Genomic DNA, 15,069 nt, shown 5'->3' on the forward strand with positions numbered 1-15,069 from the left:
TGGACGGGGTGGAAATTGCGACCCCTCGGCAGTTAGCCAGCGTGCTCGACGATGAGGACGCGCTCGTCTGGAACCACCACGAGGGCCATATGGATTGGTGCCTGTGCGCAATCAACATAGCCGAAAGTTTGCGCGGGAGTGGCATGACCGCGCGGGACCAGGGCGCGAAACTCCTCATTGAACGGACGGCCAAGAAGCATGTTTAGGAAAATTCTGATCGCCAACCGTGGCGAGATCGCCTGCCGGGTCATCAAGACGGCAAAGAAAATGGGCATCGCGACCGTTGCCGTCTATTCCGATGCGGATGCCGATGCGCTGCATGTGAAGATGGCTGACGAGGCCGTTCATATCGGGCCGGCACCTTCCAGCCAGTCCTATATCCTCATCGACAGGATTCTGGATGCGATCCGCAAGAGCGGTGCCGATGCGGTCCATCCGGGCTATGGCTTCCTGTCTGAAAACGCAGCGTTTGCGCAGGCGCTGGAAAACGAAAGCGTTGCCTTCATCGGCCCGCCGGTCGGCGCTATCCAGGCGATGGGCGACAAGATTACCTCCAAGAAGCTGGCCGCCGAGGCAGGAGTCTCCACAGTACCGGGCCACATGGGCCTGATTGCGGATGCGGATGAAGCCGTGAAAATCTCCGCTTCGGTCGGCTATCCGGTGATGATCAAGGCGTCCGCCGGCGGTGGTGGCAAGGGAATGCGCATCGCCTGGAACGACGCGGAAGCCCGCGAAGGTTTTCAGGCCTCGAAAAACGAGGCGAAGAGTTCGTTCGGCGACGACCGTATCTTCATCGAGAAATTCATCACCCAGCCGCGCCATATCGAAATCCAGGTGCTCGGCGACAAACACGGCACTGTGGTTTATCTCGGCGAGCGCGAATGCTCGATCCAGCGGCGAAACCAGAAGGTCATCGAGGAAGCCCCCTCGCCGTTCCTGGATGCGGTCACCCGGCGCGCCATGGGCGAGCAGGCGGTGGCGCTATCGAAGGCGGTCGGCTATCACTCGGCTGGCACCGTCGAATTCATCGTCGATGGCGACCGCAATTTCTACTTTCTTGAGATGAACACCCGCCTGCAGGTCGAGCATCCGGTGACGGAACTCATCACCGGCATCGATCTGGTCGAGCAGATGATCCGTGTCGCCGCCGGCGAAATGCTGTCCTTCGCTCAGGACGACATCAAGCTCAACGGCTGGGCGATCGAAAGCCGGCTCTATGCCGAGGATCCCTATCGCAACTTCCTGCCCTCGATTGGGCGTCTGTCGCGCTACCGGCCACCAGTCGAAGGCAAGACGTCCGATGGCACCATCGTGCGCAACGATACCGGCGTCTTTGAGGGCGGCGAGATCTCGATGTACTACGACCCGATGATCGCCAAACTCTGCACATGGGCGGAAGATCGGACGCAGGCTATCGACGCAATGGCGGCGGCGCTTGACGATTTCGAGGTCGAGGGCTGCGGGAACAACCTTCCGTTTCTGTCGGCAGTCATGAGACAGGAGCGGTTCAGATCAGGGCGACTGACCACCGCTTACATCGATGAGGAGTTCCCTGAAGGGTTCGTCGGGGTGGAACCGGAACCAGAGGAGTATGCCCGACTGGCTGCGGTGGCCGCGCTCATCAATCAAACCGTACAGTTGCGTGCTACGTCGATCTCAGGCGCGATCGGGAACCATCAGCGCACGCTCGGAAACGCATGGGTCGTGTCATTCCCTTCAACCGAGGTACCGCTGTCGTTCGAAACGCTCGTGGATGGAGCGGCAATAGTTCTTGCTGACGGCTCAAGGATAGCGATCGCCGGAACGTGGCTCCCCGGACAAAGCCATGGGGCCTTTCTGGTCGACGCGATGTCCATGGGGGTCAAGGTCGATCTGATTGGCTCGTCGATCCGGCTCCGCTGGAACGGCATCGATGTCCGCGTTCACGTCCGTTCGCCCAGGGTCGCGGAGCTTGCCAGGCTAATGCCGAAAAAGCTGCCGCCGGACACCTCGAAGTTGCTCCTCTGCCCGATGCCCGGCATCATCACGTCAGTGACTGTCGAAGCGGGGGATGAGGTGGAGGCAGGGCAGACACTGGCGACGGTGGAAGCCATGAAAATGGAGAATTCATTGAAGGCCGAGCGGAAAGGCACCGTCAAGCGGATCGTAGTGACACCAGGACAGAGCCTGGCCGTCGATGAACTTATCATGGAATTCGCGTGACGGAGGCGTTTATGTCAAAGGCAACGAACGAATGGCGCGCATTGGCCGAGAAAGAACTCAAGGCCTCCCCGGAGACGCTTCTATGGCGCACGCCCGAGGGCATTGATATCAAGCCGCTCTACACGGCGGACGATCTTGACGGCATTGACCACCTGAACACGCTCCCGGGCATGAAGCCGTTCGTGCGCGGGCCGCGCGCAACAATGTATGCCGGCAGGCCCTGGACGATCCGTCAATATGCCGGGTTTTCGACCGCTGAGGCCTCGAATGCGTTCTACCGCAGGAATCTTGCAGCCGGTCAGAAGGGCTTGTCGGTCGCCTTCGATCTTGCGACCCATCGTGGCTATGACAGCGATCATCCACGCGTCGAGGGCGATGTCGGCAAGGCCGGTGTGGCGATCGACTCGGTCGAGGACATGAAGATCCTGTTCGACGGCATCCCGCTGAAGGATATGTCGGTATCGATGACGATGAACGGTGCGGTGATCCCGATCCTCGCCTCCTTCATCGTTGCCGGCGAGGAACAGGGCTGCTCGCGCGCCGAACTGTCGGGGACCATCCAGAACGACATCCTGAAGGAGTTCATGGTCCGCAATACCTATATCTATCCGCCTGAGCCCTCGATGCGGATCGTCGCCGACATCATCGAATATACGGCGAAAGAAATGCCGAAGTTCAATTCAATCTCCATCTCCGGTTACCACATGCAGGAGGCCGGATCGACACTCGTGCAAGAACTCGCTTTCACGCTGGCAGATGGTCGAGAGTATGTGCGTGCAGCACTTGCAAAGGGCCTGAGTGTGGACGAGTTCGCTGGACGGCTGTCGTTCTTCTTCGCCATCGGCATGAACTTCTTCATGGAAGCTGCCAAACTGCGCGCCGCGCGCCTTCTCTGGACGCGGATCATGGAAGAATTCGAACCGAAAAAGGCGTCATCGCTTATGCTCCGGACGCACTGCCAGACATCGGGCGTGTCGCTGCAGGAGCAGGATCCTTATAACAACGTCATCCGGACGGCTTATGAAGCTTTATCGTCAGCCCTTGGCGGCACCCAGTCGCTGCATACCAACGCGCTCGACGAGGCCATCGCTCTTCCGACCGAATTTTCGGCCCGTATTGCCCGCAACACCCAGCTTATCCTGCAGCACGAGACCGGCGTGACCAAGGTTGTCGATCCGCTGGCCGGCTCGTACTACGTTGAGAGCCTCACGCATGAACTGGCGACGAAAGCCTGGACATTGATCGAGGAGGTCGAGGCACTCGGCGGCATGACCAAGGCGGTGGCAGACGGACTGCCCAAACGGCTTATCGAAGAAGCCGCGACCCGGCGCCAGGCAAGGGTCGATCGGGGAGACGAGGTGATCGTCGGGGTGAACAAATATCGTTTGGAAAACGAGGACGAACTGCAGATCCTCGCTATCGATAACACCCTGGTTCGCAAGGCTCAGGTCGATAGGCTGGAGCAGGTGAAGCGGCGAAGAGATCCCGAGTCTGTGGCGCGCACGCTCGCCACTCTTTCCACGATCGCAGCAACAGGTACTGGCAATCTTCTCGAGGCTGCTGTCGACGCGGCCCGCGCTCGCGCAACGGTCGGGGAGATATCGGACGCAATGCGCACGGTGTTCGGCGATCACAAAGCCGTGCCCGAAGTGGTCAGTGACATTTACGGCCCGGCCTACGAAAACGATCCCGAGTACGAGACACTGGTGACCAGGCTTGGGGATCTTGCTGCCTCCACCGGACTGAAGCCGAGTATTCTGATTGCGAAGCTTGGCCAGGACGGACATGACCGCGGCGCCAAAGTGATTGCGTCTGCTTTCGGAGATATCGGGTTTGAGGTGATCGCGGGACCGTTGTTCCAGACGCCCGAAGAAGCGGCCGATCTTGCGATGCGCAAACACGTTCACGTGGTCGGGATGTCCTCTCTCGCCGCGGGACACAGGACGCTTGCTCCCCAGCTTGTCGAGGCCCTGCGAACGAGGAATGGACATGAGGTCGTTGTCGTCGTCGGGGGTGTGATCCCAAGACAGGACTATGACTTTCTCCTCAAAAACGGCGTAGCGGCCGTATTCGGTCCCGGTACCAATGTGCTCGACGCTGCAAACAGGATCCTTGATCTGCTCGAAGGCAAACGACTAAACAGCTAGGGGCCATAATGATCAGAAGAGTAAACCATATCGCGATCGCGGTTCCAGACCTGAAATTGGCCGGTGAAACCTATCGCCGTCTCGGTGTTTCCGTTTCCGAACCGCAGAAGCTTCCAGAGCACGGGGTACAGGTGTGTTTTCTGGAATTCCAAAACCTCAAGATCGAGCTTGTTCAGGCGCTAGGTGATGCGTCCCCGATAGAGCGCTTCATGGATAAGAACCCCTTGGGCGGCATGCATCATATATGCTTCGAGGTCGACAAACTTGACCCTGTGACATCCGTGCTTCGAGACAATGATATTCGGGTTCTAGGCTCGGGTGAGCCAAGGATCGGCGCTCATGGCAATCCCGTTATATTCGCCCATCCCTCCGGTCTGTTCGGGGTTCTGACAGAATTCGAGGAGGTGGCCCAGCCGAAGCAAAGTTGAACGGAATGCAACGCTCGCAATCAGTTCGATTTCGTCGCACTTGACGCCTCCGAGCCGGTCTTGGCATATGAGCTTGGGTCCCCGGTTCGAGTCAGGCTTCAAGTTGCAAGATAACACTAAAGAAACACTATCCCCTCCTTCACCGGTCGGCGTCAAAGACGACGCCTTCATGCAGGGCTTCGAAATTCCGACCTACTCTCCGCACGAGATCCGCATCATCCGCGGGACCTATAAGGCAATGGCGACGATCGGTACGCAGCAACTGTCTCTGCGCCGGATCGCGAAGGAACTGGAGGTCAGTCCGGCGCTGATTGGCTATCATTTCAAGTCAAGAGATGCCCTCGTCATGGAGACCATGCGATGGGCGCTCGCGGGGACCGTGCGCCGTATCTCGAAGAAGGTTGCCAATGCAAAGGATGCGCGCGCGGCTTTTTCGGCCCTCATGGACGGCGTTTTCCTTGGGCCCAAGCCCAGCCGCGATTTCCATCTGATCTATCTTGACCTCGTACAGTATTCGACGCGCGAGTCGACATTCGTTGAACTCGCCGACCTGCTTCGGACCCATATCGACGGCACCTATGCCAGCGTGATCCGGCAGGGCGTAGAGGCCGGTCTGTTCGAGGTGGACGATCTTGCCGGCGCTGCCAAGCGCGCGCGTGCAGTCGTTGAAGGGAGCTTCATCCAGTGGCTGCAGGACAAGAACTGGGAGCGGAGCTACGGCGCGCTGCGTGAAGATTGCGAAACTGCGCTGCTCAAGCTCTTTAAGCCCCTCAAAACCTGAAGCAGCCCACTCCCCCGTAACAATCGCGGGGGACTACACATCTTGCCGCGTCGCTCCCTTTCGTCTTCGACACTCCATAACAGTCCTTGCGGCACGAAACGCTGATCGGCAAAAGTCAACTGAAACGACTTGACAAGTGTACAGTCAACCGTACTATCGCTGAACAGTTGTTCAGCTTAGTGGGAGGAGACTGGACAGGGGCATAGTCACGGTTTGCAGGGAGCGAACCGAGAGCACCTGCACCGCATTCGCCATTCATTGACCGATTGCTTTAGAGCAAGCGCATCGTCGCGGATCAGATCCACGCCGAACGCTCCTGCTCGACCAAAAATATCCGCGCGGATGATTGTCATCCTTCGCGAATTTAACTGATTGGGAGGATCAGATGACACATGTGGAAACAATGACCCGGGCCGAGGGCATATCCGCGCGAGACCGAAAGGTCATACTCGCGGCGTCTCTTGGGACAGTATTCGAATTCTACGACTTTTTCCTTATCGGCCTTGTCGCGACTGAAATCGCGAGGGCATTCTTTTCGGGTGTTAATCCGACGGCTGGGTTTATCTTCACCCTCCTCGGATTTGCCGCCGGCTTTATGCTTCGGCCGTTTGGCGCCATCGTCTTCGGACGTCTCGGCGACCTCGTGGGTCGCAAATACACCTTTCTCATAACCATCGTGCTCATGGGCAGTTCCACATTCCTGATCGGTCTTCTCCCTGCCTATGCGACTATAGGTGTTGCGGCACCTATCCTGTTCGTGACCATGCGAATGCTTCAGGGTCTTGCTCTTGGCGGCGAGTTCGGCGGGGCGATGGTTTACGTGGCAGAGCATGCGCCAACCGATAAACGCGCAACTTACACCGCTTATATCATCATGACTGCCGCCATCGGATTCCTGCTCGCGGTTGCGGTTATCATTCCCTTGCGGCTTGCTCTGGGGCCAGATGCTTTCACGTTGTGGGGCTGGCGCGTTCCGTTCCTGATTTCGATCGTGCTGCTCGGGGTTTCTCTCTGGATCCGTCTGAAGCTGGACGAATCCCCGGAATTCAAGCGCATGAAGGCAGAAGGCAAAGCCTCCAGGTCTCCTTTGGCTGAAACATTCGGCACCTGGAAGAATGTCAGGCTCATCATCATTGCGGCCCTGTGCATTCTACCTGCACAAGCCGTTATCTGGTATACGGGCCAGTTCTACACGCTGTTCTTTCTGACAAAGGTTCTGAAGGTTGAAAACCTGTCGGCGAACCTGATGCTGATCACGGCAACAGTGCTGACGGCCCCGCTCTACGTGGTCTTCGGCAAGCTTTCGGACAAGATTGGAAGAAAACCGGTCTATATCGTTGGCTACCTTATCGCCGCAATCGTGACCATCCCGGCTTTTCAGGGGCTTACCCACTTTGCCAATCCGGCGCTCGAGGCTGCACAGGATCGTGCGCCGATTACGATCGTTGCAGATCCTCAGGATTGCTCATTCCAGTTTAACCCTCTCGGAACCGCGAAATTTGTCAAGTCGTGCGATGTCGGAATTGGTGCAGTCACGGGGCTTGGGCTGAACTATCGAAGCGAGGAAGCGGCAGTGGGAACCGTCGCGGCAGTCAAGGTCGGTGACCGCACGATCTTGAGCTACCCGGCTGACGCTGCTGACGCCGCCGCGCAGAAAACCCGCCTCGATACCGAACTGAAGCAGGCTCTGACTGACGCCGGCTATCCGCTGGGCAACGCCAATCCGGAGGAGGTCAATAGTCCGGCTATCATCGCGTTGCTTTGTGTGCTGCTTGCACTTGGTGCTATGGTGTTCGCGCCGACGACGACATCCCTGCTGGAGATGTTCCCGTCACGCATTCGATATACCGCGATGTCCTTCCCGTACCATCTGAGCGCCGCCTGGTTTGGCGGGTTCCTGCCAGCTACGGCGTTCGCGATCGTAGCAGCGACAGGAAACGTCTATTCGGGTCTCTACTATCCAGTTGGCATCGCCGCGACCTGCATGGTGCTGAGTCTGATCTTCGCGCGTGAAACACGCGGGACTGACATATCCAAGGGCTAACCGTCCAAGCACAAGCACAAGCACAAGCAAGGGCCGCGGCGCACGATGCCGCGGCCTTTTTTTGTTTCTTCATTCGGTGATGGACAGGGCTTTCCCAAGAGCCGTGACGTGGACGACGTCGCCGCGCTTCAGCGTCCCGGCCAGGTGAACAATGTGGCCACCAAGCTTGTCGTTTCGCACCACGTCCGTGATCGTCCATTCAGCGTGCATCGTAGATTCAGCCGGGACAGCTTTTCGGAATTGAAAGCTGAATTCGAGGCCTACCATCTCGCCCGTGCGTGAAAAGTGATCCGCTACCAGTCCCATCATGAGCGCGGTATAGTGAGTCCCACTGGCGATAATTCCGCCAAAACGCGAGCGTTCTGCGACCGCTCCATCGTGATGCAGCGGGTTAGTGTCGCCCGCTGCCAACGCGAACGCGCTTATACCCTGCTCATCGAAGGTGAATGACTTGCTAAAGGCATGTCCTACCGCAAACTTCCGTCCGCCACTTTCCTCGCTGTCGGCGTCCATCAGCATCGTCTCCCATTACATCGGCGCGGCTGCAGCCGGATGATCGTGTTCATTGTTATGAAAGCCAAAACGATACTTGACAAGTGTACAGTCGAGCTTTAGCGTCCTGAACACTTGTTCAGTCAAGTAAGGCGAGGTGGAGCTCGCCGTCACACGGGAGGCCTATCATGAGCTACGCTCAATCCACGCAGGACCGCGTCCTGGAACTCGTCCAAACTTATTCTTCAGCAGACTTCAATGTCGCATGGCATCTTTGCGACCGACATCCGGCAGACGCCGTCGCGCACACCATAATCGGGGACGATCTCTCGTCTGCGAAACTCACCTACGGCGAGCTTCGCGTTGAGTCCGAAAAGCTAGCCGCATCTTTTCTCGACCTCGGAGTCGTCCAGGGAGACCGGATTGCGACGCTGATGGGCAAGGGACGCGAGTACCTCGTCACCATCATCGCCATCTGGCGGATCGGGGCGGTCCACGTTCCTCTCTTCACGGCCTTCGCGCCTCCAGCCATTCAGTTCAGACTGGCATCCTGCGGTGCAAAGCTCGTGGCTTGCGACGCTTCGCAGCGGACCAAGCTGAGTACCCTCGAAAAGGAACATCCGGCTCCGACATGGCGCGTCATGACCACTGGTCATGGCTCGAATGGAGATCTGTCGTTCGATACGCTATTGGCGGCGGGAACAAGCGGTACACCGAGCGTCGCGGTGGGTGGAAATGGAGCTTTCATTCAAATCTACACGTCCGGCACGACGGGGAAACCGAAAGGCGTGGTCGTTCCGGCAAAGGCGCTCGCGGGTTTCCATGCCTATGCGGAATTCGCACTCGGCCTGAAGCCGGATGACGTTTTCTGGAACTCTGCAGACCCTGGCTGGGGTTATGGCCTGTACTTTGGTGTGCTGGCGACGCTCACCACCGGAACACCGTCCATCATGCTTTGCGCCGGGTTCTCGCCCGAACTCACATACAAGGTGCTGTCGCAGTTTCACGTCACCAACTTCACCGCGGCGCCAACGGTTTATCGATCGCTGATAGGTTCGGGCATCACACCTCCCCTGGTAAGCCTTCGCTGCGCAAGCAGCGCGGGCGAGCCGCTGACACCCGAAGTCAACGCCTGGAGCAAGGATGCGCTCGGTGTTCTGGTGCATGATCATTTCGGACAGACGGAAGCGGGCATGCTGGTCAACAATCATCACCATCCGGATCTCCATGGTCCACTGAAGGAGGGATCGATGGGGTTGCCAATGCCCGGGTGGAGGGCCGTTGTGCTTAAGCTGGACGAGGATGAGCTTGCCCCGGCCGGAGAAGTCGGCCGTCTGGCTTTCGAACTCGGCGAGAGCCCGTTCGCCTGGTTCTCAGGGTATGTCGAGGAGCCGGTCAAATCTCAGGAAAAGTTCGCGGGCGATGGCAGATGGTACTTGTCCGGCGACCTCGCCAGGATCGATGACGAGGGCTACGTGTATTTCAGTGCGCGTGACGACGACATCATCATCATGGCAGGCTATCGAATCGGCCCTTTCGAGGTCGAATCTGTCCTGGCGACCCATCCCGCTATAGCCGAGTCTGCGGTTATCGCAATCCCTGACCAGGTCCGGGGTGAAGTGCTCGAAGCGGTCGTCGTGCTGCGAGCCGGCGTGGTGCCTTCGGAGGCTCTGGCCAAGGAACTGCAGTCACACGTCAAGCAGAACTTCGCCGCCCACGCTTATCCACGCCGGATTTATTTCGTTGAGAGCCTGCCTAAAACGCCGTCCGGAAAAATTCAGAGATTCGTGGTCAGGCAGCAGGCACGCGAAGGTACGCTTGAAACGCTGAACACCAAGGAAACCGCTCATGCAGATTGACGGAAAGCTGTGCGCTGTTACCGGTGCCGCCTCAGGCTTGGGACGGGCGACCGCAAAAGCCCTTTATGACGCCGGGGCCAATCTTCTTCTACTCGACCTCAACAAGGACCGACTGGCAGAGTTCCAATCTGAGCTTGGGCTTGAAAAGACCGTATCGGCATCAGTGGATATCAGAAATCCCGATGAGATCGAGAACGCTTTCGACAAGGCGATTGAACAGTTCGGTGCTCTCCGGGCCACCGTGAACTGCGCTGGTATCGCTTCCTCCGCCAAGATCGTCTCGCGGGGCGATCCCCACGATTTCGATCTCTGGCGCAAGGTGATCGACATCAACCTCAACGGGACCTTCAACGTCATGCGGCTCGCTGCGGCACGCATGGTCAAAAACGATCCGTTGGGAGAGGCCGCAGAACGCGGGATTATCGTCAACACGGCGTCGGTCGCAGCCGAGGACGGGCAGAAGGGCCAGGCCGCCTATGCCGCCAGCAAGGCGGGGGTAGCAGCACTCTCCCTCCCCGTTGCGCGTGATCTCGCAGAATACGGCGTCAGGTGCGTCGCGATAGCGCCGGGCCTATTCGGCACCGAACTGTTCGAGCAAATACCTGAGAAGGGGATCGAGGCGCTGAAACGCGCCCTCCTCTATCCGGCGCGCATGGGACTGCCGACGGAGTTCGCGCTTCTCGTCAGACACATCGTTGAGAATACCTATCTTAACGGCTCTCTGATCCGCCTCGACGGCGGAGCGAGGCTTCCAGCGTGATCATCAAGGAAGACGACACATGAACGACGTTGCAGTTCACATCGCCCCCGCACCGCGAGAGCGCATCAACGTGCTTTGCGAGCGGGAGGGACGGATCGCGTGGATTACGCTTTCGCGGCCAGAGCGCGCGAATGCCCTGAATGTCGAGACCCTTGAGCAGATCCTCGACGCCATCGACCGTGCCGAGGCAACGCCGGGCATCGAGGGGATTGTCCTGCACGGCTCAGGCGCACATTTTTGCGCGGGAGCCGATCTCAACGAACTGTTGGGGAACGGTCCTGGTGGGGTGCGCAAGCTGCTCGACCTCTTCCGTGAGGTCACGATCAGGATTGAGCGATCGCATCTCATCGTCGCGGTCGCCGTACACGGTGCAGCACGTGCGGGGGGCATTGAAATCGCACTGGCCTGTGATCTCGTCATTGCCGGCAAATCCGCCACCTTCGGCGACGCCCATCTCTCGAAGGGTCTCCTTCCAGGCGGGGGATCAACTGTGCGTCTGCACCGCGCGATCGGTTGGCAGCGCGCCAAATGGATGATCCTGAGTGCGGAATCGATCGACGCCGGGACGGCCCGCGAGTGGGGCCTCGTATTCGACGTCGTTGACGATGCCGATCTTCTGGCCACCACTGAGCGCCATGTTCTGGCAATGACACGCGGCGATACGGAATCGATGGGCCGGGCAAAAGTGCTGCTGTCGATGGTCGATGAACAGAACTTTTCCGATGGCCTCGAAGCAGAGATCGCGACGCTCGAAACGCACTGGCAGTCGGAAGCCTTCCAGCGAGGCGTAGCGGCATTTCTTTCTCGCCGAAGCGGCAAATAGATCTCGGAAGATAAGGAAACTAACATGGACACTGAACGGGACCCGATCGTAATCATATCCGCCGCCCGCACTCCAATCGGCTCTTTCCAGGGTAGCTTGAAGAACTTTCAGGCGACCGAGCTCGGCGGGATTGCGATAAGCGAAGCTCTACGACGCGCCTCAGTCCGACCGGACGATGTGGATGAGTTGTTGATGGGCTGCGTCCTCCCGGCAGGGCTCGGACAGGCGCCGGCGCGGCAGGCCGCCCACAATGCGGGCCTTCCCTGGTCCGTCCCATGCTCGACCGTCAACAAGGTGTGCGGATCCGGCATGAAGACGATCATGATGGCGCACGACGCTTTGGCTGTCGGGACCGCAGGCCTCGTTGTCGCGGGTGGCATGGAGAGCATGACCAATTCCCCTTATCTGCTGGAGAAGCATCGAGGAGGAGCGCGGATGGGGCATGGCCGGGTCATTGACCACATGTTCCTCGACGGTTTGGAAGATGCATATGATCGCGGGCGGTCCATGGGCGCGTTCGCCGAACAGACGGCCGAAACCTACCAGTTCACCCGGGCCGACGTGGACGCTTACGCAATGGAGAGCCTCGATCGTGCAACCAGAGCAATAGCAGACGGCTCTTTCAAGAAGGAAATCGTAGCAGCGGGCGATCTTGCTGCCGACGAACAGCCCGGAAAAGCAAAGCGGGAGAAGATCCCTCAGCTCCGTCCGGCGTTCAAGGAGAACGGAACGATCACAGCCGCAAGTTCTGCTTCCATTTCGGACGGAGCGGCGGCCGTTGTTGTAACCCGATTGTCCACTGCGGAGAAGCTGGGCGTGCAGCCGCTTGCTTATATTCGCGGGACCGGCGGGTTCGCACAGGAACCCAGTCTGTTTACCACGGCTCCGGTCTACGCCATCGGCGGTCTTCTGGAAAAGCTCGGTTGGAGCACCGATGACGTCGATCTGTTCGAGATAAACGAGGCTTTCGCAGTCGTTCCCATGCTCACCATGCGCGATCTTGGAATCCCTCATGAAAAACTCAACGTCAACGGAGGCGCCTGTGCCCTGGGCCATCCGCTTGGCTGCTCGGGAACAAGGGTCCTCGTCACGCTGCTCTCGGCACTAAAGGCGCGCGGCCTGACAAAAGGGGTGGCCTCACTGTGCATTGGCGGTGGTGAGGCAACTGCACTTGCCGTCGAGCTCTTCCACTGATTGCGGAGGGCTGCATGCGCCGTTTGACCGCGTTTGAGCTGGGATCCCCGGAAAATTTCAGATTCGAGGACGTGCCGGATCCTTATCCCGGCCCGGGACAGGTGCGCATCAGAGTGCACGCGGTGGCGCTCGGTTTCGTGGACGGACTGATCGCCGCGGGCCGCTACCAGATGACACCGACGTTGCCCTTCACTCCTGGAGGCGAGATCAGTGGAATTGTCGACATGATTGGCCCTGATGTGCGTGACCTTGAAGTGGGAGCGCGTGTCGTCACCTGGCAGTTAGGTGGTGGTCTCGCCGACAGTATTGTCGTGTCGGCAGCAGAAACCGACGTCATTCCGGACGAACTCGACCTGCGCGTAGCTGCTGCGGTGCTCGTAGATTATCAGACCGCTCGTTACGCATTGAGCGAACGAGGCCAACTCCAAGCACACGAAACGGTGTTGGTGGCCGGGGCGCTCGGAGGCGTCGGTTCGGCCGCTGTCCAGATGGCGCGAGACCGAGGCGCCCGGGTCTTCGCGCTTGTCTCGGATCCGCAGAGCCGTGCCCGTGCGTTGCAGCTTGGCGCCATCGCCGCGATCTCACCCACAGATCCGCACCTGCGTGACGAACTCAGGCGACTGGCGCCGCACGGGATCAATGTGGTTGTAGATCCAATAGGGGGTTCGTTAAGCGAAACCCTGTTCCGCTCTCTTGGCAAAGAGGGCCGTCATCTCGTCATCGGCTTCGCGTCGGGATCAATCCCGGCCATCCCATCAAATCTGGCACTCTTGAAAAGCGCTTCGCTCGTCGGTGTCGACGTGAGGCATTTTGTAGCTGCATATCCAGAAACCGCAAAGCACGCTCGCAACGAGATCTTCAAGAAGCTTGTCATCGGATCCCTCACGCCGCCGCCTTTGATGACCTTTGAGTTCGAGCAGGCAAAGGAAGCGCTTACCGCAACATCCCTCCGGTCAAAGTCAGGAAAGCCGGTCGTACTGCTCGGAGGGCACGATTATGGGCAATCGGTCAGAGACCGAATCAGAGGAACATTAAGTTGATGAGTGCCCAGAGCGCGCGTAGCCGAGTTGGATCTGATCCGCGTATTCCATATGGGCCCGCGGCTGGCGTGAAGGTTCAGTCGTTTTTCATTAATGGCACGATCCCTCAAATTGAAAAAGGAGCCCGCACATATGTGGTCGCACTTCAAGGTCACATTTCCACGACTGGCGAGATTGAAGTCGCCGTTGCTTGGAAAGGGTGCGCGGGGCCGCTGATGTTACCGACGGACATGGAGCCCGGCAGGAGTATATCAAAGCATTTTCGGAAGTTGCGCTAGCTCGGTTGCAGCTTCAGCGTGGTGCGCCAATTCCGTCATCGGTGTATGTCTGAGCAACGGTGATGTTTAACAGCCCGGCGGAGCGAGTCACACTCTACCGCGAAGTCATCGAATACGCGACAGAAGCCTTTTGTGGATGGCTAGGGTCGTTTCAAGAAGCCGATCGAATCCGCATACGGAAGGGGAATATCGAAAGCGGGCAAACAACTGCGGCCTGATCTCAACAGACAAACTGCATGAGCGATCGCCGACGCAAACCGTTAAGGGAAATGCACCGGTCGACATTCGAAGCGCTGGTGAGGTCAGATAGAAATACCGAGACCGCCCAACAGTTATGACGGGATCGAAAACCTCCTGCACGTTTTCGAAACTGTGTTCCTTCGCTTTCGCAAATTTTTCCCTATAAACTCGCCTGGATATGAACCGGCGGACCGTAAGATCAGCATCATCCTTGTTTTTGCGCACTCCGGATTGTCGGACGATGTTTCCAGGTCTTCCGCAAAATAGGTTATTTCACCCGACGTCACCTTCCATCGATCTACGACAGCCCGGTCCTTTTTCCATGGATAGAAAGACTCGAGGCCCTTGGTGCCTGAACTCTCTCGGTCCAAGAAAATATGGTGATCGCCTGTCCCATTGAGTAACTCTCCGTACGAATCCGAGATCGCGCCTGATGTTCCTCTCCATGCAGTTCGAGCTCGTTGCGAAAAGCTGGTCCCAGATCGCCGCCATCGCCGAATGGTACGTCAAAAGCGCCATCATTTCGGGACTGCCGCAAGTTGCTGCAGGCGTCGTGTCGCTGAAGTGTGGTGAGTCTTGGGTCGCATGCCTGAGTGAATAAATGCTCCAGATGTGCGGTCCTCATCTACTGTACAGGGAACAGGATATGTATTTACCGCCTTGAGATCCCATCAGGGGTGAGTAGCGGCCTGCACCATGGCAGAGTGAGGTCGCTAGAAAACTCTCTGGAGGCCAATCATGCCGATAACAGCAGATCAAACTCAATCGCAGATCACTACTC

12 protein-coding genes are annotated in these 15,069 nt (G+C 58.4%); 11 read left to right on the forward strand and 1 reads right to left on the reverse strand.

Translation table 11 applies throughout. The features are described 5' to 3' along the window. Positions 1-198: 198 nt before the first annotated feature. The 5 genes from AB4Z23_RS18855 to AB4Z23_RS18875 all read left to right on the forward strand — a co-directional run bounded on the left by AB4Z23_RS18855 (position 199) and on the right by AB4Z23_RS18875 (position 7,602). Entirely contained in the window at positions 199-2,202 is a 2,004-nt protein-coding gene (locus AB4Z23_RS18855) for an acetyl-CoA carboxylase biotin carboxylase subunit (RefSeq protein WP_441360570.1), read from the forward strand. An 11-nt stretch (positions 2,203-2,213) separates the two neighbouring features. Continuing rightward, positions 2,214-4,349, forward strand: a complete 2,136-nt coding sequence (gene scpA, locus AB4Z23_RS18860; RefSeq protein WP_441360571.1) for a methylmalonyl-CoA mutase — start codon at positions 2,214-2,216, stop codon at positions 4,347-4,349. Positions 4,350-4,357: 8 nt separating this feature from the next. Beyond that, entirely contained in the window at positions 4,358-4,777 is a 420-nt protein-coding gene (gene mce, locus AB4Z23_RS18865) for a methylmalonyl-CoA epimerase (protein ID WP_441360572.1), read from the forward strand. 169 nt (positions 4,778-4,946) lie between these two features. Beyond that, positions 4,947-5,558 carry a TetR/AcrR family transcriptional regulator gene (locus tag AB4Z23_RS18870; protein WP_441360573.1) on the forward strand — a complete coding sequence of 204 codons (612 nt, stop codon included), beginning with the start codon at positions 4,947-4,949 and terminating at the stop codon, positions 5,556-5,558. A 385-nt stretch (positions 5,559-5,943) separates the two neighbouring features. Continuing rightward, a complete protein-coding gene (locus tag AB4Z23_RS18875) occupies positions 5,944-7,602 on the forward strand; it encodes an MFS transporter (protein ID WP_441360574.1) in 1,659 nt (552 codons plus the stop codon). 69 nt (positions 7,603-7,671) lie between these two features. Here AB4Z23_RS18875 and AB4Z23_RS18880 read toward each other — a convergent pair whose 3' ends face one another. Beyond that, positions 7,672-8,115 (reverse strand): MaoC family dehydratase, encoded by a 444-nt coding sequence (locus tag AB4Z23_RS18880; RefSeq protein WP_441360575.1) that lies wholly within the window; start codon positions 8,113-8,115, stop codon positions 7,672-7,674. A gap of 167 nt (positions 8,116-8,282) precedes the next feature. Here AB4Z23_RS18880 and AB4Z23_RS18885 point away from each other — a divergent pair, with 167 nt between their 5' ends. From AB4Z23_RS18885 to AB4Z23_RS18910, 6 genes are all read left to right on the forward strand, one after another. After that, on the forward strand, positions 8,283-9,953 hold the full coding sequence (locus tag AB4Z23_RS18885) for an AMP-binding protein (RefSeq protein WP_441360576.1): 1,671 nt from the start codon (positions 8,283-8,285) through the stop codon (positions 9,951-9,953). Then, positions 9,943-10,713: an SDR family NAD(P)-dependent oxidoreductase gene (locus AB4Z23_RS18890; RefSeq protein ID WP_441360577.1), complete on the forward strand. Its 771-nt coding sequence runs from the start codon at positions 9,943-9,945 to the stop codon at positions 10,711-10,713. The genes AB4Z23_RS18885 and AB4Z23_RS18890 overlap by 11 nt, the downstream gene beginning before the upstream one ends. 19 nt (positions 10,714-10,732) lie before the next feature. Further along, entirely contained in the window at positions 10,733-11,536 is an 804-nt protein-coding gene (locus AB4Z23_RS18895; RefSeq protein ID WP_441360578.1) for an enoyl-CoA hydratase/isomerase family protein, read from the forward strand. A 24-nt stretch (positions 11,537-11,560) separates the two neighbouring features. Further along, positions 11,561-12,730 carry an acetyl-CoA C-acyltransferase gene (locus AB4Z23_RS18900; protein WP_441360579.1) on the forward strand — a complete coding sequence of 390 codons (1,170 nt, stop codon included), beginning with the start codon at positions 11,561-11,563 and terminating at the stop codon, positions 12,728-12,730. Positions 12,731-12,744: 14 nt separating this feature from the next. Next, complete coding sequence (locus AB4Z23_RS18905; protein ID WP_441360580.1) at positions 12,745-13,770, forward strand: NADPH:quinone oxidoreductase family protein; 1,026 nt, start codon at positions 12,745-12,747, stop codon at positions 13,768-13,770. A 951-nt stretch (positions 13,771-14,721) separates the two neighbouring features. Continuing rightward, positions 14,722-14,889 (forward strand): hypothetical protein, encoded by a 168-nt coding sequence (locus AB4Z23_RS18910; RefSeq protein ID WP_441360581.1) that lies wholly within the window; start codon positions 14,722-14,724, stop codon positions 14,887-14,889. Positions 14,890-15,069 lie beyond the last annotated feature (180 nt).

Origin of the sequence: Agrobacterium sp. MCAB5, assembly GCF_052114365.1 — a bacterium.
GTDB lineage: Bacteria > Pseudomonadota > Alphaproteobacteria > Rhizobiales > Rhizobiaceae > Agrobacterium > Agrobacterium tumefaciens.

Bases quoted from the DNA above. Each gene is read 5' to 3' on its own strand.
- AB4Z23_RS18855 (WP_441360570.1), top strand. From the start codon at position 199: ATGTTTAGGAAAATTCTGATCGCCAACCGTGGCGAGATCGCCTGCCGG.
- scpA (WP_441360571.1), top strand. From the start codon at position 2,214: ATGTCAAAGGCAACGAACGAATGGCGCGCATTGGCCGAGAAAGAACTC.
- mce (WP_441360572.1), top strand. From the start codon at position 4,358: ATGATCAGAAGAGTAAACCATATCGCGATCGCGGTTCCAGACCTGAAA.
- AB4Z23_RS18870 (WP_441360573.1), top strand. From the start codon at position 4,947: ATGCAGGGCTTCGAAATTCCGACCTACTCTCCGCACGAGATCCGCATC.
- AB4Z23_RS18875 (WP_441360574.1), top strand. From the start codon at position 5,944: ATGACACATGTGGAAACAATGACCCGGGCCGAGGGCATATCCGCGCGA.
- AB4Z23_RS18880 (WP_441360575.1), bottom strand. From the start codon at position 8,115: ATGGACGCCGACAGCGAGGAAAGTGGCGGACGGAAGTTTGCGGTAGGA.
- AB4Z23_RS18885 (WP_441360576.1), top strand. From the start codon at position 8,283: ATGAGCTACGCTCAATCCACGCAGGACCGCGTCCTGGAACTCGTCCAA.
- AB4Z23_RS18890 (WP_441360577.1), top strand. From the start codon at position 9,943: ATGCAGATTGACGGAAAGCTGTGCGCTGTTACCGGTGCCGCCTCAGGC.
- AB4Z23_RS18895 (WP_441360578.1), top strand. From the start codon at position 10,733: ATGAACGACGTTGCAGTTCACATCGCCCCCGCACCGCGAGAGCGCATC.
- AB4Z23_RS18900 (WP_441360579.1), top strand. From the start codon at position 11,561: ATGGACACTGAACGGGACCCGATCGTAATCATATCCGCCGCCCGCACT.
- AB4Z23_RS18905 (WP_441360580.1), top strand. From the start codon at position 12,745: ATGCGCCGTTTGACCGCGTTTGAGCTGGGATCCCCGGAAAATTTCAGA.
- AB4Z23_RS18910 (WP_441360581.1), top strand. From the start codon at position 14,722: ATGTTCCTCTCCATGCAGTTCGAGCTCGTTGCGAAAAGCTGGTCCCAG.